Raw genomic sequence first — 16,917 nt, 5'->3', positions numbered from 1 at the left:
AACTAACGCCCATGTCTGGCAATACCTTTGGCAAGCTATTTACCGTTACCACGTTTGGTGAGAGTCACGGCCCTGCTTTAGGCGCTATTGTTGACGGTTGTCCGCCTGGCATACCGATCAGTGAAGCAGACCTGCAGATCGACCTAGACCGTCGCCGTCCAGGTAGCTCTCGACACACCACTCAGCGTAAAGAGCCGGATCAGGTGCGGATCCTTTCTGGCGTGTTTGAAGGCAAAACCACGGGGACGTCGATTGGTTTATTGATCGAGAACACCGATCAGCGCTCCAAAGACTACTCTAAAATCAAAGATCAATTCCGTCCCGCCCACGCTGACTACACCTATCATCATAAGTATGGTCACCGCGACTATCGGGGCGGCGGTCGTTCTAGCGCGCGAGAAACAGCCATGCGTGTTGCTGCTGGCGCTATTGCCAAGCAGGTACTGGCCGCGCAAGGGATTCAGATTCGCGGTTATATGAGCCAGTTGGGGCCCATTAAAATCGAATTCAAAACCTGGGACGCGGTAGCCGAAAATGCCTTTTTCTGCCCTGATCCGGACAAAGTGGCCGAACTTGAAGCCTATATGGACCAGCTGCGTCGGGATCAAGACTCCGTAGGCGCTGAAATAACCGTGATTGCCGACGGTGTGCCGGTCGGGTTAGGCGAGCCGGTCTTCGACCGTTTAGATGCTGATCTGGCGCATGGTTTGATGAGCATCAATGCGGTAAAAGGGATAGAAATCGGCGCTGGATTTGGTTGCATTGCTCAGCGTGGCAGCGAACACCGCGACGAGATGACGCCCGAAGGGTTTTTATCTAATCACGCGGGCGGGGTGTTGGGCGGAATCTCCAGTGGCCAGCCGATCGTCGCTCGATTAGCGTTGAAGCCAACGTCAAGTATTACCACGCCAGGGCGATCAATTGATGTACATGGTCAGCCAGTTGAGGTAATAACGAAAGGCCGCCATGACCCGTGTGTCGGTATTCGTGCGACGCCTATCGCTGAGGCGATGATGGCGATCACACTGCTAGATCATTGGCTACGTCATCGTGGACAGAATGGAGATGTTAGCGTTGATACGCCACGTTTAGAACAACAATAACAGCACGGTGCGCCTAGCGTAACGCTGCTACACTCTAGGAAGATGGTTAAGGAGTCGCCTATGAAGATCAACGTTGAATTTGACCTGACACCGGATGAGTTTCGCCAATCGCTAGGGCTACCGGATGTTGAGGCGTTTCAGCAAAACCTGCTGGAAAATATTCAGCGGCAAATGGAGTCAGGGGTGGATGGCTACGACCCTATGAGTCTAATGCGTCCTTTCCTGCAGCAGCCGATGATGCAACAAGGTCTGTCCCAAGGGTTAGCCAACTTCGGCACATATCAACAGATGATGTTGGACATGTTGCGCAAAGCGGGCTCCTCCGGCAGCGGTGCCGAACAGGATGGCGGCACAGGTCAAGGCGAGTCTCAAGAGGCTACCAAGTCAGCAGCGTCAGGTAGAAGCGCATCAAGTGCGAGAAGCTCCAAAGCGAAAGCGACGGCTTCTTCGCGCTCTCGCACTAAAGGGTAGAACTGTCATGTGAAATGTGTAGCGTTGTTGAGCGTACTGCCAAGAATGTTGCAAAGCAGCATTACAGCGTTTACTCTTTTTGCAGTGCAGCAATTTTGCCATGTGATGAGCCACTCCAGGCTCATGCCAAGGAATGAGAGACAGGAGCAGACACTATGCAAGATAAAATGATGGACGCCTTTAGTACCCAAACCCGCCAAATGTTTGAGCCAATGCGTAAGATGAACTCGCTGATGCTCAACAACATGGAAAAAATGACCCAGTATCAGCTGGAAGCAATGAAGCGCTACAGCCAGATGGGCACCGAGCGTATTCGTAGCGCGACGGAAATTGACGATGCAGAGAGCCTGCGTGATTTTGGCACCAAACAAGCCGAAATGATGAACGAGCTTTCTCAGCAGATGCAGGAAGATGCCCGCGTCATGGGTGAGATGAGTTTGCAGTTCAAATCTGAAATGGAAAAGCTGTTCAGCGAAGCTGGGCAGAAAATGAGCGAGCAAGCCACCTCAGCCGCGAAAAGTGAACAACCTGCGAAAGCGACTAGCCAGTCTTCACGCAAAAGCTAAACGCAATTATGTTCGCGGCGCCTTAAAGGCGCCGCGTTCTTTTGGATGATGTGCCTGGGCAAAGAATGCCAAGCAGGTGAGGGGAGAGTGAGTATGCTGTCAGGATGGAAAATGCCGTCTCAAGGTGTTTCTCAAGAAGAGCTTGAAGCATGGAAAGTGCAGCTAAGCAATGTCGGTGAACAGTACAAAGGCCTACTTGAAGATTTACTGTCACGGATAGCCCCCAGTGAAGCTGCTGACTCCGTCTACAGTGATATGCGTGAAAGCTTTGAAGCTGCCGCGCAATCGCTCATGAGTAACCCTAACTTGTTGTGGCAAACCCAGTCGCGCCTTATGCAAGATCAGTGGCTGCTGTGGCAACAGGGCGTGCGCGCTATGTCTGGTGAGCAGGTGACGCCATTGATAACCCCTGCTAAAGGTGATCGTCGCTTTAAAGACGAAGCCTGGACGCAAGAGCCTTACTATTTAGCGATTATGCAGCAGTATCTGCTGTTTTCGCAGATGGTAGAGGAACTTATAGAAGGCCTGGATGGTTTAGACCCGACGCAAAAGCGTAACTTGGCGTTTTATGCTCGGCAATTGGTAAACGCCATGTCGCCGACTAACTTCGTGTCGACTAACCCGGAAGTGATGCGCTGTACCTTGGAAACTCGTGGGCAGAACTTGGTGGATGGTTTGACGCGTCTGCGCGAAGACCTGGCCAACTCAGCCGAAGGTATCAATGTACGCATGACCGATCGAAGTGCCTTTGGTATTGGCGATAACATTGCGGTTACCCCGGGTGCCGTGGTGTATGAAAATGAGCTAATTCAGCTGATTCAATACACTCCCACCACGGAAAAGACCTTTAAAACGCCACTGCTAATTGTGCCCCCATGGATCAATAAGTATTACATTCTCGACCTGCGAGAAGATAATTCGCTGGTCAAGTGGATGGTGAATCAAGGGCATACCGTATTCTTAATCTCCTGGCGTAACCCCGGTCCAGAGCAGCGTGACATCACCTGGGCTGATTACATGCAAATGGGCCCAGTTAGCGCGATAGAGGCCATTGAGCAAGCCTGTGGCGAGAAGTCAGTCAACCTGTTGAGCTACTGTGTGGGCGGGACACTAACCGCTTCAACGGTCGCTTATCTGACAAGTACGCGGCGTGGTCGCAAGGTGAAGTCTGTTACTTACATGGCGACGCTGCAAGATTTCCGCGATCCTGGTGATATTGGCGTATTTCTTAACGAGCGCGTGGTTGAGGGAATCGAAAGCACGCTAGCCATAAAGGGGTATTTAGATGGCCGCTCAATGGCTTATACCTTTAATTTATTGCGTGAGAATGATCTGTTCTGGTCGTTCTATATTAATAATTATCTGAAGGGCGAAACGCCCGCCGCGTTTGATCTGCTGTATTGGAATACCGATGGCACAAACCTGACAGCAGGTACGCATGCGTGGTATCTGCGCCATATGTATTTAGAAAACCGCTTGGTCGAGCCGGGTGGCATTGAGTTAGACGAGGTGAAGATTGACCTTCGTAAAATATCGGCCCCCTGCTATTTCGTATCGACGAAAGAAGATCACATCGCTAAGTGGAACAGTACGTACTATGGGGCACTGTTGCCCAAAGGGCCGGTGACGTTTGTGTTGGGTGGTTCTGGCCATATCGCGGGCATTGTGAACCCCCCTCATAAAAATAAATACGGCTATTGGACCAACGATGTGCTGCCCGAAACGCATGATGCGTGGCAGGAAGGCTCGACCTTTAATGAAGGTTCCTGGTGGCCGCATTGGCAGGCCTGGGTAACGGAAAATGGCTATGCAGATCCTGATCCGGAAAAAATGGTGACCGCGCGACAGCCAGGAGAAGGTGGGTTAAGTGTTATTGAAAGTGCTCCTGGCCGTTATGTGAAAATGACGATTCCCGAGGTGCTAGGCGAACTCCCTACCAAGCAATGACTTGCCTCCACAAAGTGGTGGGCTGATGACAAGCCGTTACGTATACCTGCGTGCGAACGGTAACATTTAGAGCTGTAAAAATGGCGGTGTATGTCTCAATCAGGGTGACTAAATGAGGCATCATCGCCATTTGCGTCTCTACTATTAATACTCCTTCTGTTAGCAGCCCTTTATTCGTCTCTTTCCGCAATGTCACTGCAATGAGCTTGTCGTGGGCTTGGCTGGCGTTGCTGCCAAGCGAGCCACCAAAGCCACCCGCCATACAGGACGCATAATCCAACCAGTACGCTAATTTCTCGCCCGATACTGAGCAGTGGAGCCCCCATTTGGTTAATCGCCAAAAAACCTTGTATGCCAGGTTTTACGGGAATCAGTAGGCTTAGGGTATCAAGCCACTTGGGCAAGCTTTCTGCAGGCCAAGCAAACCCAGCGGTGAAGACGATCGGTAGTGACGAGAGAAGAACCAGGACAGTGGGAAGTTCCGGTCGTGGAAGAAGGTAGCCAAGCCAAATGGCGAACAGCGTGGCGCTCATGAAAAATAGCACGCTGAAGACGAGTAGTTCGCTAGGCGCAGCAACATGAGGGACACCATAAAGCTGAAAGAAAAAGCCAAAATAAAGCATGGCAAATAACAGGTAGATAAGCATAAAGGTGAAAAGCCGAAGCGGCAGTGCTAATGCAAGCGATGGCGCGGTTTGTCCCAGACGCCTGCGTGCACGATCTTTGATGGTTACGCTACCCGCGGCAATTAGCAGCGTCTGGTGCAGAATTAATACGAAGACAGCAGGCACAATGTAATTGATGTAGCCAGACGTGGAGTTGAACGCGGGCTTAGTAGTGATTCGCATAGGCATGATCTGGCCGGGAATTTGAGCAGGACTTTCCCCTTTCATTAAGCTACCAACGATTTGGGTCTGTACACTGAGTGTCGTCGCGGCTGTCAGCAAGCCCTCGACAACATTGCCGTAAATTAGGAAGTAACTGGCGTCCCCAGCGAAAGACAGGCTGGTAGGGCGGCCTAAATAAACATCCCGCTCGAAGCCAGTCGGAATAATCAGAAGCCCATGAACATCATCATTGGCTAGTAAGGCTTCTGCTTCCGCCATGCTGGAAGGCTGGGCGGCGACTCGAATTTGGGGAGCCGCATCTGCCATGCGGATAAGTTGCCGCGCTAAGTGAGTGTGGTCATGATTCACCACCGCCACCGCTTGCTCTCCCGGCACACTCTTATGATAGGGAAGGGGGTAAAGAACGGCATAAAACAGTAAGCCGCCAACAATAACGAGCAGCACGGCCCGATCAGCAAATATATTCGCAATCTCTACCTGCCACGCTTGCCAACACTGTTGCCAGGCACTCATTAGGACACCTGCTCGGCAGGGTTGATGTTTAACTGTCTTGGTAAGGCATGAATGGCTAAGGGGAGTGGCAGCAGAAACAGCAGCAATATCAATAAGGGCGGTAGCAGAGTAGCCAGCGGTGCTCCGTGGTCAGCCACTGCTACCTGGAGTTCAATATAGTGTGTGGATGGCATTAAGTTACCCCAGACCCGTGCCAGCATATTCATGTCGCCTCTTGGGAAGGTAATTCCCATAAAGGCAAAGGCTGGCGCTAGATAGGCGGCGCAAAGGCTTAGTGCGCGTACTTTGTTGGCAACCGCGGAGAGAATCAGCGTAGCCATACTTTGTACGGCCAGCACCATCAGTGCCATTCCGGCCACTAACCAAGCAAGGCTGTCCTCTGACGACCAACCGAGAAAGTAACTATATAGGCCCAGCATTAACACTCCCTGAAGCCAAAGCAGCAACGAAATAGGCGTCAGTAGTTGCCAAAGTGCGGTACTTCTAGCGGAGAAAGTAGCTGGTAAAGGTGCTTTTTCGAGCCGCCAGCAAAGCGTAAGCAGCGTAGCGACAACAATCACAATTTGCCAAAGTGCGGGCATGATCGTGGTGACTAAGAAGCGGGCATAGCTCATGCCAGAGTTATAAAGGGAGGTGATTTGTGGCCGCACGGGAGCCGCTGCGGCTACTGCTTGTGGTAACGCATAACCTTGACCAAGCCGCAATGCGACACCTGCTTCGGCGGCGAAAGTCATACCTGATTGAGTTAACGCGGAGGATATGAATTTTCCGGCCAGCAAGTATTGGCTATTGTAGAACGCGACGACTTCAGGGCTGAGAGAGAGACGTAAGTCGCGGCCAAAGTCACGTGGAATGATCAAGAGTGCTAAGACGTCACCATGCTGTAGCGCTTCGGCCCCTTCGCTTGCCGAAGGGTAAGGGTTAAGCATATCTAACGCTGGGCTGGCATCTAAATAACGCTGTAGCGAACGGGATTCAGCGGTATGGTCTAAATCGACTACACCCACGGGCAGCGATTGAGGGGTGCCCATTTCAAATACGGCAATAAATAACAGCGTCATTAATGGGGGCAGCCATCCTGCCAGGGCTAGCAGCCAAGGCTGGCTGCGTAGCGCCTGCCAGCCATTCAGCCTAGTCGGTTCCATGTTGGCTACCTGACCGCGCATCCTCAGACGGTAAATCAAGCAATACACTCATGCCTGCCCTTAGGCCAGGTACTGGCTCGACCGGGTGCATTTCCACTTCAAACGTGCGCATATCAAAGCCGCGCCCGGGCACCGTGGCACGCCAAGTAGCAAAGTCGCCCAACGCTGCGATGTGGCTGACTCGAAAGCGTGCCTGTTGGCCAAGAGAGGGAATATCCAGATCGAACTCGGTTCCTTGCGAAAAATGCTGTATCAGGTCTTCGCGCACATTAAAGAGTGCCCATGCCTCATCTAAATCAGTAATCATGACCACTGGGAAACCCTGGGGTACCAGTTCACCTGTATTTAGTAAGACATTGCTGATGATGCCTTGATGATGGGCAAACGCCATTGAGTCTTCAAGCAGTTCGTTGATCTCGTCGCGCAGGCTGGTGGTCATCTCTTCGCCAGCACGGCTAGCGGTGCGTGCTTCTTCGCGAGGGCCAGCCTCTGCTAATCTAAGCACTTCCGCTGCGGTTACCCGCGTCTGTTCCGCTACCCGTAGCAGTGTAAAGGCTTCATCTAGTCGTTGGCGTGCCACAACGCCTTGCTCTGCTAGTACACGAGTACGTTCATAGGTTGTTCGTGCCATGGTTTCTGCTGCCTGGGCTTTCTGAAACTCACTGCGAGCAGCCGCAATTTTTTCTTCCCGAGTTCCGCCTTCCACTGCTTGTGCCAGCGAGCGGCTGATCGTATCGAGGGCATCGACCTGAGTGAGTTTTGCCTCAAGTTCAGGACTATCAATACGGAATACTCGGTCACCGACATTGACGCTATCTCCGCGCCGTACGTCAATCTCTGCAAGCCGACCAGGGACTTTTGAAGACACCATATATTGTCGAGCTTCTATCTGACCCTGTAAGCGAAGAGGGGGTGTGCTATAGGTGTGCCAAAAAACAACGGATACGGCGATGGCGATCCCTGCCAATATGGCCAGGATAAGAAATCTGCGCGTGGTCACGGAATTGGATCCCCCTCGCTAAGGTAAGCAAACAGTGCTTCTTGTTGACCTGTAATACTGAGTAACTGGGTAAGTGACATGACGAACCGGAAGGCGGCAGCATCACGGCGCGTGTGGGTCGTGGATAGAAAGGTTTGGGCATCAATCACATCAAGCGCTCGACCAACCCCTTCTGAGAAAGCCAGTGTTTGCAGGCGCAGGCTCTCTTCTGCCAACGCCACTGTACTTGCGAGGTCGTTATATTCTTCAAGCGCTTGGTTCGCTTCACGGTAGTGTTGGTCAAGCAGTAATTCCAGCTTGCGGGAAGCGGCTTGCTGGCGATAGCGTAATTCCGAAACAGTGCTCACCGCTGCCTGTACTTTGCCACTCCGTCCACTACGGTCTACCAGTGGCATGCTGACGCCAACGCCAACCAGCCAGTCCGGTGTGAGATCGCTTGCTAAAGAGTCGTCTTCATAAAGGTTGTAGCTGCCAAACATGAAAACATTGGGATGATAAAGTCCACGGCTTGCCTCAACGACGCTTTCAGCCTGTGCCTGGGTATTAGCTAATAGCCTGAGAGCAGGATGGTCGGCTAGCCCTGGTTGAAAATGCACAATCGGTGGCAGCGACGCAAGCGTAAACAGGGGAGACGTAGGCGTTGGGCCCGATGAGTGACCTCCTAAGCTAGATCCAGAAGGTGCATAGTGCACCAACGACGCTAATGCTTGCTGGGCGCTATCACGCTGTTCGCGAATAGCGCGGGTAGTGATGCGTGAACGATCATAGGCTGCTTCGGCGGCTAAGCGTTCTACCCGGGCAATTTGATACTGCTCTTCAAGTGCACGAGCAGAGCGGTAATGCTGAGCAAGGGTGTCTTCAGCTTGCTGTTGAGTCGCCAGCGCCCGCTCTGCCATGACTAGTCCGTAATAAGCGGTTACTAGATCCATGAAACGGACTCGGTAGACCTCTTCAAGTAACAGGGAGGCTTCCCGCTCTTCCAGAGTTAATAGTTCCCGCGCAGAGCTGATTTTGCCCCCCGTATAGAGCGGCCAAAACATTGCTAACGAGCTTCTGGCAACATTGCGGTTAGTGACTGGTGTACGAAATGCATTGGGACCACCAATAAGGTCAACTAACAGTTGGCCAGGCAAAGAGTCAGCTACGCTGCTAAGCGGATTAAGCGCAAGTGCGTCTACTTCAATTGGGTTATCGAGATGGGTATAAGAGCCTAACAGGTCTATTTGAGGCAGCAGTAAATTATCGCGGGTGGAAAGCAGTGCAGCGGCGCGTTGTTGGGCGGCTTGTCCTGCGGCAACATCATCGTCTTGACTGCGCAGTTGTTGCCAAGCGTCTTCTAGTGCGAGTGGTTGTGCTTGAGCAGATTGGCTGGGTGACGCTGTGGCTATCACAAGTAGTAATGCCCATAAAAAAATGCCCGAGCTTTTCACAACTCATCACCTCATTTGTTGTTTATTAAAAATGTTAAACCACAATGTAGGTGTTAAGCACAATAAATGAAAAAAGTTTATCGGAAATTCGTTGGTTTTTCGTTGATCATCGCCAAAAGCGTTAGTGATCTATGTTAGCTGGCTAGCATTCATTGCAAGTTTTCAATAAAGCGACTGTTATGAAATTGCCTGTTGGGTAATTTGAGATATATTAAGTAGTGTTAATTGGAATAAATTTGACTTGGTCTTCTGGATTTAAGTCTTGAAAAGTTGCTTGTACTTCTTACTGCTAATCGAGGCTCTAGCCATGCCCCCGAGTGCCCGTTCTTTATTTTCGCCAGTGTTAACAGATGTCCACGCCCATCATAGCCACGGGGCATGCTGTTGTGGGTCGCCGATATTGCAACGCTTTCATGAACGGGTGATGGCAGAAATAACCCGTCGCCAAATGCTTGGGGGAACAGCGGCGGTGATGGCACTCTTCGCAGGTTTACATGTGCCGTTTGCCGTTGGCCAACAACCAAAAGCCGATGATGGACCGCTACTGTTAACCAATTTAAGCCTGTTTGATGGCAGTGGTGGCCCGCTGCGTGATGGCGTATCCGTTAGGGTAGAGAGTGGCCGTATCGACGCTATTCTGGACGGTAGTGGCGAGGTGGGCGGTATTAATGTCATTGATTGCGGCGGTCGTGTATTGATGCCCGGTTTGATTGATGCCCATTGGCATACTACCTTGGCAGCCATCTCTCAAGTGGAAGCTATGACTGCTGATATTGGCTATGTGCATTTGGTGGCAGCCAGAGAAGCAGAGCGAACCTTAATGCGTGGCGTGACTTCAGTCAGGGATGTGGGAGGGCCATCGTTTGCGTTAAAGCGTGCTATTGATGAAGGGATCGTGAATGGCCCTAGGGTGTTTCCCGCAGGGGCGATGATTTCTCAAACATCGGGGCACGGTGATTTTAGAATGCGCCATGACGTACCTCGTGGCAGCACAACGCCGCTAAGTGAAGCAGAACGTCAAGGCGTTGCAATGATTGCGGATGGTGAGGCTGAAGTGCTTAGGCGCACGCGCGAGCAGCTAATGCTAGGCTCCTCGCAGATCAAGTTGATGGCAGGCGGTGGAGTAGCATCGCTCTACGACCCTTTAGACAGTACTCAGTTTACAGAACGAGAACTACGCGCAGCGGTTGAGGCTGCCGATGACTGGGGCACCTATGTGATGGTGCATGTATATACGCCCCGCGGCATACAGCGCGCTCTGCGGGCTGGTGTTAAGTCGATTGAGCATGGCCAATTAGCCGATGAAGAATCGGTAAGAATGATGGCTGGAGAGGGCGCATGGTGGAGCCTTCAGCCTTTCCTACAAGATGAAGATGCCAACGTTTATCCTGATGCCGCGCGCCGAGAGTCTCAGCGCCAAGTAGCTGAAGGCACCGTACGCGCTTATGAAATGGCGCAGCGGTTTAATGTGAAAACTGCCTGGGGTACAGACATTCTTTTTAGCCCTAAAAACACCCCGAACCAGCTGCGACATTTGGCAAAATTGACGCGCTTTTACGATCCGCTAACCGTATTGGCAATGGCAACTGGGCATAACGGTGATTTGTTGTCACTTTCCGGTCCTCGTAATCCCTATCCTGGTGTACTTGGACGAATTGAACCGGGTGCACTAGCTGATCTGTTGGTCGTCGATGGCGATCCAAGTCGCGATCTAGACTTTCTAAACGATCCAGAGAGCAATCTTCGAATGATTATGAAAGGCGGGCGAATTTATAAAGAGCAGCTATAACAACCGCTGAATATAATTTTAAAAATTTTCTGCTAAAACGACATTTTATTACTTGTTGACCAGTGCCTGAATAATATTAAGCGGGCACTGATCATAGGTAATCATTGGTTCGATAGTATCTATATTCTTGCAACGTATGCACCAGCACTTGGCACTGCGACGATAATTCAACTGATACGCATGGCTTAGCAAGGGCGGTTACACCGCCCTTGTCCACTGGAAACGGCCTTCTTGGTTTTAACGCTTGCGTATCAAGCCCGGTAACAGTAGTAGGCCAGCGAATAGCCATGCAGGCCAACTACCTGTGCGGGTAAACGGTGTTGCCCCTTTCATGGCGTAAAATTCGCCAATAAGGTAGGTGGTTTCAAATTGTGCGGCGCTATCTACCAGCTCGCCACGGGGATTAATAATCGCGGTAATGCCGTTGCTGGTGGCGCGCACGACGTAACGGCCATTCTCTAGCGCGCGCAGGCGGGCCATTTGCAAGTGTTGGTGTGGGCCAATGGAAGCGCCAAACCAAGTGTCATTAGATACCGTTACAATCACGTCGCTGTCTGCTGCACGGCGTGCCACCAGTTGCGGGTAGATAATCTCATAGCAAATAGCGTTGCCAATGGTCACGCCGGCGGCCTGCATGGGCGTTTGTTCGGAGGCGCCTTTAGAAAAACTCGACATTGGTAGATCAAAGAAGTCGATAGCACCCCGTAACACACTTTCAAGCGGCAAGTATTCGCCAAACGGCACGAGGTGCTCTTTTTGGTAATTGCCCTCTACGTTGCCAACACCAATCACACTATTGAAATAACGGTTGTCCTCGTCGAGTTGGACAATGCCAGTTAATAGCGCAGTGCTGGGCGGTAAGTTGGCTTGTACGCGTTCTAACACCGGGCGAGCTTGGTTATCGATCATTGGTAGGGCGGTTTCGGGCCACAAAATGAGGTCGGCATCATCCGCGACACGGCGGGTTAAATCGCTATAAGTATTGGCTGCTACGCGCTGGCCTTCGGAGGTCCACTTTAATAGCTGGGGTAGGTTACCCTGAAGTAGCGCAACGCGGGTGGGCTCGCTTGCTGGTGTTGTCCAAAGTGAGGGCAGTGCCAGCGGGATGAACCAAATAGCGGCTAATGGCAGTGCTGCCCACCATTGGCGTCGCAGCAGTTCAGCGCCTAAGGTGCCGGTGAGCACAACCAGTAAGGAAAGCAAGTAAACACCGCCTACTGGTGCCCAGTTGGCCAGCGGTGAATCCACATAGCTGGAGCCAACCAGTAGCCACGGAAAGCCGGTAAACAGATAAGTGCGCAGCACTTCCCCTAGCACCCATGCCCCTGCAAAGCTAGCCAATGCCCAGCGCGGGCTGCAAAAACGTCGATAAAGCCAAAACGTGCCTGCAAAAAAGAGGGCTAATACGGACACAAACAGAGCGGTCAGAAATACCGCCAGGGGAACGCCGGTATAGCCGTAGTCGTGAATGGATACGTATACCCAAGAAGTGCCGCTGGCGAAGAGCGCTACGCCGTATAGCCAGCCTTTTAGCGCTGCTTGAGCAGGACTTAATGTATGCAGGCCAACATAAAGCAGGCCGATGGCGATGGGGCCTAGCCACCATAATTCAAACGGTGAAGCGGTAAGCGTCGTGAAACCACCGGCCACCAGGGCAGCCAGCAGTTGAAGTGCAAAGGTGGGCGTCAACCCCATGGTGATATCCTATCGGCAGGTTGAAGTGGGCGGTTAGCTAGCCGTTGCTGTGGTCGCCATCGGTAGCATTTTCACTAGTGTCATCGGGATAAGCTTCCAGCAACCGGATGCGCCGATTATCGGCATTAAGAATGACGAACCGCCAGCCGCCCAGGCTCGTATGTTCGCCACGGCCTGGTAAGTGACCAAATTGTTGCATCACAAGGCCACCCACGGTATCGAATTCGTCATCAGAAAATTCGCTGCCAAAGCGTTCGTTGAAGTCTTCAATCGGTGTGAGAGCACGAATGGCGAAGTGGCCATTGTCCAGCGTGCGGATATCGTCCTCTTCATCGGTATCATGCTCATCTTCGATATCCCCAACGATCTGCTCCAGAATATCTTCGATAGTAATAATACCCGCTGTGCCGCCGTACTCATCCACCACAATGGCCATGTGATTGTGGGTATCACGAAACTCTTTCAGCAAGCTGTTTAGGCGTTTGGACTCGGGAATAAACATTGCCGGGCGCAGCACGTCTTCCAGCTTAAAGGCATCACGGCTTTCTTGCGTTTGAGAGAGCAGGGGGAGCAAATCTTTAACCAGTAAAATGCCTTTTACATCGTCAAGATTCTCGCCAATGACCGGATAGCGGGAGTGCCCTGTTTCTTGAATTAATGGCAAATAGCCATCGCTGGTTTGATCAAGGGTAATGGCCGACACCTGAGAGCGTGGAATTAATATTTCACGCACTTGCTGATCGCTGATTTCAAGAGCGCCTTCAATAATCATAATAGCGTCTTGATCTAGTTTCAGTTTTCCTGCGGTGTGGCGTAAAAACGTCATTAGCTCATCGCGGGAGCTAGGTTCGTCATTGTCTCCGGAAAGGGCGCCAAAGAGTTTCTCGAGCCAGGATTTTTGATTTGAGTTGCTCGATCGGTCTTCGCTCATTGCGTCTAATCTCTCTATTACGTGCAAATAGTGACTTGCAAATAGTTGTGTGCAAACAGTACGTCAAAGCACTACTAAAAAACAGCTATGAAACCTCTGATTAACTACGCTTGGCCATACTGCGTTAAAAATCGCCTCGAACGTGAGTCCGGTGCTTTTTTCGTTAATTTTTGCCTTGTCTGGCCTGCGCTCATCACATTAATCAGAGGCTTCCTATGTGAAGATGGCTACAGGTAAACAGCCTGTCGTTTTATCACTGAGTCGGGGGATACACCACCCTAAAAGTAATTATCGATCAGGTTAACAGCTTACTCGTGATACGGGTCAGGAATATTGAGAGTGGCAAGCAGCTCGCGCTCTAATTGTTCCATTTCTTCCGCTTCTTGCTCTTCAATGTGGTCATAGCCCATTAAGTGCAGTGTGCCGTGCACCACCATGTGCGCGTAATGATGCTCAAGAGGCTTCTGTTGTTCTTTGGCTTCATGGGCAACCACGGCATGGCAAATAATCAGGTCGCCAAGTAACGGTAAACAGACGCCGGGAGGATTCTCAAAAGGAAACGAGAGTACGTTGGTTGATTTATCATTACCCCGATAATCTCGATTGAGTGCTTGGCTTTCTGCTTCATCCACAAAGCGAATCGTCAGCTCTAAGCGGTCATCATCGGGGTGGTGTGAGAAGACGCAGCCCACCCAGTGGGTGAGCTGCTCAAGGGTAGGAAGCAACGGCTCATTGATGGCCGCCTGGCGGTCAATCACGATGTTACTCATCGAGGTGCCTCTCCTGTGCGCTCAAGTGCCTGCATGCGGGCTTCGCGCTCCTGTTGGCGAGCTTCACGGCGAGCGCGCTCCTGAACTTCCTGCTGCGACTCAAACTCGTCATAGGCTTCAATGATCCGCTGCACCAGCGGGTGACGTACAACGTCTTTCGCAGCAAAGTGGGTCACGCCGATGCCGGGAGTGTCCTTCAGAACATCCAGCACCTGTGAAAGGCCAGAACGCTGTCCGCGGGGAAGATCTACCTGGGTAATATCACCGGTAATCACCGCCGTTGAGCCAAAGCCAATCCGTGTCAGGAACATCTTCATCTGTTCCGGCGTGGTGTTCTGGCTTTCGTCCAGGATGATGTAGGAGTTATTCAGCGTACGCCCACGCATATAAGCCAGCGGGGCAATTTCGATCACTTGGCGCTCAATTAGCTTAGCGACCTGCTCGAAGCCGATCATCTCGTACAGCGCATCGTAGAGCGGGCGGAGATAAGGATCGATTTTCTGGGCAAGGTCGCCAGGAAGAAAGCCTAGCTTTTCGCCTGCTTCTACCGCTGGGCGGACTAACAGAATGCGGCGCACTTCCTGCTGATTTAGTGCTTCTACTGCCGCGGCAACCGCCAAGTACGTTTTTCCCGTACCGGCAGGCCCAATACCGAAATTGATATCGTGCTCGCGAATGCTTTGTACGTAGCGCTGCTGATTAAGGCCGCGAGGCTTAATCATGGTGCGCGGTGTACGCATGATCACGTCGTCGCTGTTAATGTCGCTATCCTCCTCTTCTTCTAGCGCTTCTAAGCCAGATTCCTGAAGGAAGAGGTGAACTGTATCTGCTTCAAGCTCCTCTGCCGCAGTTTCACGGTAAAGGTGCTCAAGCACGTTTGCAGCGGCTTTAATCCGATTGGCGGCGCCGGCCAGCTGAAACACGTTGCCACGGTTGCGCAACGTCACGTCCAGGCGGCTCTCAATCAGCTTTAGATGCTCGTCCTGTTGGCCGCAGAGACTAGCGAGACGCTGCGGGTCATTGGGTTCAAGGCTTAGGGTGATAATGCGATTGGCCTGAGGTGATGGCTGGCTCAAGAGTAAGAAACCCATTAGTTGATGTATGTGAGACTCAGCTTACTGCCCCGACGATGCCGGGGCAATTACCTAGGATAAGTGAGCAGTTAATAACGCTCTGGAGAGGCGAGATCGCCGCGCAGCGAGTTGGGCAGCGCTTCAGTAATCTCCACGTCTACAAAGTAGCCGATCAGTTCTGTTGGGTTGGCCGCCCGGAAATTAACCACGCGGTTATTCTCGGTGCGCCCAGAGAGTTGGCCCGGGTCTCGCGGTGAAAAACCGGATACCAGAACTCGCTGGGTCGTGCCCACCATGCGTCGACTGATCTGAGCTGCCTGCTGCAGAATTCGCTCCTGCAAAATGGCGAGACGCTGTTTTTTGACACTTTCTGGCGTTTCGTCCGGCAGGCCGGAGGCGGGGGTGCCTGGGCGTGCCGAGTAAACAAAACTAAACGAGTGATCAAAGCCGATGCGATGAATCAGGTTCATCGTGGCTTCGAAATCCTCTTCGGTTTCGCCAGGGAAGCCGATGATAAAGTCGGAAGAGAAGCTAATATCCGGGCGGTTGGCGCGGATCCGCTCCATCTTCTCGATGTACTCTTCTGCAGTATGGCCGCGCTTCATCGCACTTAAAATACGGTCAGAACCTGACTGCACCGGTAAATGTAGGTGGCTCACCAGTTCCGGGATGTCGGCAAACGCATCGACCAGGCTATCCGTAAATTCCACCGGGTGAGAGGTCGTAAAACGCACGCGATCAATGCCATCCACTGCAGCAACGCAGGCGATTAGCTCGGCAAGGTCGATTTCATCGCCTTCGTCATTTTCACCGCGATAAGCATTCACGTTCTGGCCAAGCAGGTTAATTTCGCGTACCCCTTGGTCGGCTAAGTGAATGACTTCATCAATAACTGATTCAAAGGGGCGCGAGACTTCTTCACCGCGGGTATAAGGCACAACACAGAATGTGCAGTATTTCGAGCAGCCTTCCATGACAGAAACAAAGGCGGTTGCGCCATCAGATTTTGGCTGTGGCAGGTGATCAAACTTTTCAATTTCTGGAAAAGTGACATCGACCGCGGCAATCTGGTTGCTACTGCGTGCGTCCAGCATTTTTGGCACGCGATGAAGCGTTTGTGGGCCAAAAATCATATCGACAAAAGGCGCGCGCTTACGCAGTGCCTCGCCTTCTTGGCTTGCCACACAACCACCAACACCAATCACAAGGTCTGGGTTGGCGTCTTTCAGCTTTTTCCAGCGACCCAGTTGATGAAACACCTTGTCCTGCGCTTTTTCGCGAATAGAGCAGGTGTTCAACAAGATAACGTCGGCTTCTTTTTCGTTATCGGTCAATTCCAGCTGGTGAGATTCGCCGAGCAGATCTGCCATCCGCGAGGAGTCGTACTCGTTCATTTGGCAGCCGTGCGTTTTGATAAAGAGCTTCTTCGCCATCGGTACCTGTCATCTATGAGTCGTCGAGGGACGAGGGATGAATGAAAACATGAATGCAATCGTAATGGGCAGTGTAACGTACAGCCATTGAATGGCGGCATTATACGGACACAAGAAACCCGGGGCTAGCCGTTAACCTATAATCGATACTTGACCCGAGCGTTTCTATCAGTATACTACGCACCGTGTTTGAGCAGTTCCTC

14 protein-coding genes are annotated in these 16,917 nt (G+C 51.9%); 5 read left to right on the top strand and 9 right to left on the bottom strand.

Annotation, left to right across the window (positions count from 1 at the left end):
- The first annotated feature begins 11 nt into the window (after window positions 1-11).
- The 4 genes from aroC to phaC all read left to right on the top strand — a co-directional run bounded on the left by aroC (window position 12) and on the right by phaC (window position 4,087).
- Window positions 12-1,103 (top strand): chorismate synthase, encoded by a 1,092-nt coding sequence (gene aroC / locus HVE01_RS17625; protein WP_146945235.1) that lies wholly within the window; start codon window positions 12-14, stop codon window positions 1,101-1,103.
- A 60-nt stretch (window positions 1,104-1,163) separates the two neighbouring features.
- The gene (locus HVE01_RS17620; RefSeq protein ID WP_146945234.1) at window positions 1,164-1,574 is read left to right on the top strand and encodes a hypothetical protein; all 411 of its coding nucleotides are present in this window, start codon (window positions 1,164-1,166) and stop codon (window positions 1,572-1,574) included.
- Window positions 1,575-1,729: 155 nt separating this feature from the next.
- Window positions 1,730-2,140, top strand: coding sequence for a phasin family protein (locus HVE01_RS17615; RefSeq protein WP_125746644.1), 411 nt, complete (start codon window positions 1,730-1,732; stop codon window positions 2,138-2,140).
- 93 nt (window positions 2,141-2,233) lie between these two features.
- A complete protein-coding gene (phaC, locus tag HVE01_RS17610) occupies window positions 2,234-4,087 on the top strand; it encodes a class I poly(R)-hydroxyalkanoic acid synthase (protein WP_146945233.1) in 1,854 nt (617 codons plus the stop codon).
- Window positions 4,088-4,257: 170 nt separating this feature from the next.
- Here the strand turns inward: phaC and HVE01_RS17605 are convergent, their stop codons facing one another.
- Genes HVE01_RS17605 through HVE01_RS17590 form a run of 4 tightly spaced genes read right to left on the bottom strand, consistent with a single transcriptional unit; the run spans window position 4,258 to window position 9,023 of the window.
- Window positions 4,258-5,448 carry an ABC transporter permease gene (locus tag HVE01_RS17605; protein ID WP_146945232.1) on the bottom strand — a complete coding sequence of 397 codons (1,191 nt, stop codon included), beginning with the start codon at window positions 5,446-5,448 and terminating at the stop codon, window positions 4,258-4,260.
- Window positions 5,448-6,593: an ABC transporter permease gene (locus HVE01_RS17600; RefSeq protein WP_186808869.1), complete on the bottom strand. Its 1,146-nt coding sequence runs from the start codon at window positions 6,591-6,593 to the stop codon at window positions 5,448-5,450. Before HVE01_RS17600 ends, HVE01_RS17605 begins: the two co-directional genes overlap by 1 nt.
- A complete protein-coding gene (locus HVE01_RS17595; protein ID WP_146945230.1) occupies window positions 6,580-7,593 on the bottom strand; it encodes an HlyD family secretion protein in 1,014 nt (337 codons plus the stop codon). Before HVE01_RS17595 ends, HVE01_RS17600 begins: the two co-directional genes overlap by 14 nt.
- A complete protein-coding gene (locus HVE01_RS17590) occupies window positions 7,590-9,023 on the bottom strand; it encodes a TolC family protein (RefSeq protein ID WP_146945229.1) in 1,434 nt (477 codons plus the stop codon). Before HVE01_RS17590 ends, HVE01_RS17595 begins: the two co-directional genes overlap by 4 nt.
- A 424-nt stretch (window positions 9,024-9,447) precedes the next feature.
- On the opposite strand from HVE01_RS17590, the gene HVE01_RS17585 reads away from it, so the two are divergent.
- Entirely contained in the window at window positions 9,448-10,812 is a 1,365-nt protein-coding gene (locus HVE01_RS17585; RefSeq protein ID WP_244973786.1) for a metal-dependent hydrolase family protein, read from the top strand.
- A gap of 237 nt (window positions 10,813-11,049) precedes the next feature.
- On the opposite strand, the gene lnt is transcribed toward HVE01_RS17585, so the two are convergent.
- The 5 genes from lnt to miaB all read right to left on the bottom strand — a co-directional run bounded on the left by lnt (window position 11,050) and on the right by miaB (window position 16,714).
- Window positions 11,050-12,507, bottom strand: coding sequence for an apolipoprotein N-acyltransferase (lnt, locus tag HVE01_RS17580; RefSeq protein WP_125746658.1), 1,458 nt, complete (start codon window positions 12,505-12,507; stop codon window positions 11,050-11,052).
- Between the two features lie 37 nt (window positions 12,508-12,544).
- On the bottom strand, window positions 12,545-13,438 hold the full coding sequence (locus tag HVE01_RS17575; RefSeq protein ID WP_146945227.1) for an HlyC/CorC family transporter: 894 nt from the start codon (window positions 13,436-13,438) through the stop codon (window positions 12,545-12,547).
- Window positions 13,439-13,746: 308 nt separating this feature from the next.
- Entirely contained in the window at window positions 13,747-14,208 is a 462-nt protein-coding gene (gene ybeY, locus HVE01_RS17570; RefSeq protein ID WP_125746661.1) for an rRNA maturation RNase YbeY, read from the bottom strand.
- The gene (locus tag HVE01_RS17565; RefSeq protein WP_146945226.1) at window positions 14,205-15,284 is read right to left on the bottom strand and encodes a PhoH family protein; all 1,080 of its coding nucleotides are present in this window, start codon (window positions 15,282-15,284) and stop codon (window positions 14,205-14,207) included. The genes ybeY and HVE01_RS17565 overlap by 4 nt, the downstream gene beginning before the upstream one ends.
- An 86-nt stretch (window positions 15,285-15,370) precedes the next feature.
- Window positions 15,371-16,714, bottom strand: coding sequence for a tRNA (N6-isopentenyl adenosine(37)-C2)-methylthiotransferase MiaB (gene miaB / locus HVE01_RS17560; protein ID WP_146945225.1), 1,344 nt, complete (start codon window positions 16,712-16,714; stop codon window positions 15,371-15,373).
- Window positions 16,715-16,917 lie beyond the last annotated feature (203 nt).

Source organism: Vreelandella venusta (assembly GCF_007989605.1).
GTDB lineage: Bacteria > Pseudomonadota > Gammaproteobacteria > Pseudomonadales > Halomonadaceae > Vreelandella > Vreelandella venusta.
This window is presented reverse-complemented; position numbering and strand designations above follow the sequence as displayed.

Coding starts and splice junctions, on each gene's coding strand:
- ybeY (WP_125746661.1), bottom strand. CDS start 14,208: ATGAGTAACATCGTGATTGACCGCCAGGCGGCCATCAATGAGCCGTTG.
- HVE01_RS17585 (WP_244973786.1), top strand. CDS start 9,448: ATGGCAGAAATAACCCGTCGCCAAATGCTTGGGGGAACAGCGGCGGTG.
- HVE01_RS17615 (WP_125746644.1), top strand. CDS start 1,730: ATGCAAGATAAAATGATGGACGCCTTTAGTACCCAAACCCGCCAAATG.
- HVE01_RS17575 (WP_146945227.1), bottom strand. CDS start 13,438: ATGAGCGAAGACCGATCGAGCAACTCAAATCAAAAATCCTGGCTCGAG.
- miaB (WP_146945225.1), bottom strand. CDS start 16,714: ATGGCGAAGAAGCTCTTTATCAAAACGCACGGCTGCCAAATGAACGAG.
- HVE01_RS17600 (WP_186808869.1), bottom strand. CDS start 6,593: ATGGAACCGACTAGGCTGAATGGCTGGCAGGCGCTACGCAGCCAGCCT.
- aroC (WP_146945235.1), top strand. CDS start 12: ATGTCTGGCAATACCTTTGGCAAGCTATTTACCGTTACCACGTTTGGT.
- phaC (WP_146945233.1), top strand. CDS start 2,234: ATGCTGTCAGGATGGAAAATGCCGTCTCAAGGTGTTTCTCAAGAAGAG.
- lnt (WP_125746658.1), bottom strand. CDS start 12,507: ATGGGGTTGACGCCCACCTTTGCACTTCAACTGCTGGCTGCCCTGGTG.
- HVE01_RS17620 (WP_146945234.1), top strand. CDS start 1,164: ATGAAGATCAACGTTGAATTTGACCTGACACCGGATGAGTTTCGCCAA.
- HVE01_RS17605 (WP_146945232.1), bottom strand. CDS start 5,448: ATGAGTGCCTGGCAACAGTGTTGGCAAGCGTGGCAGGTAGAGATTGCG.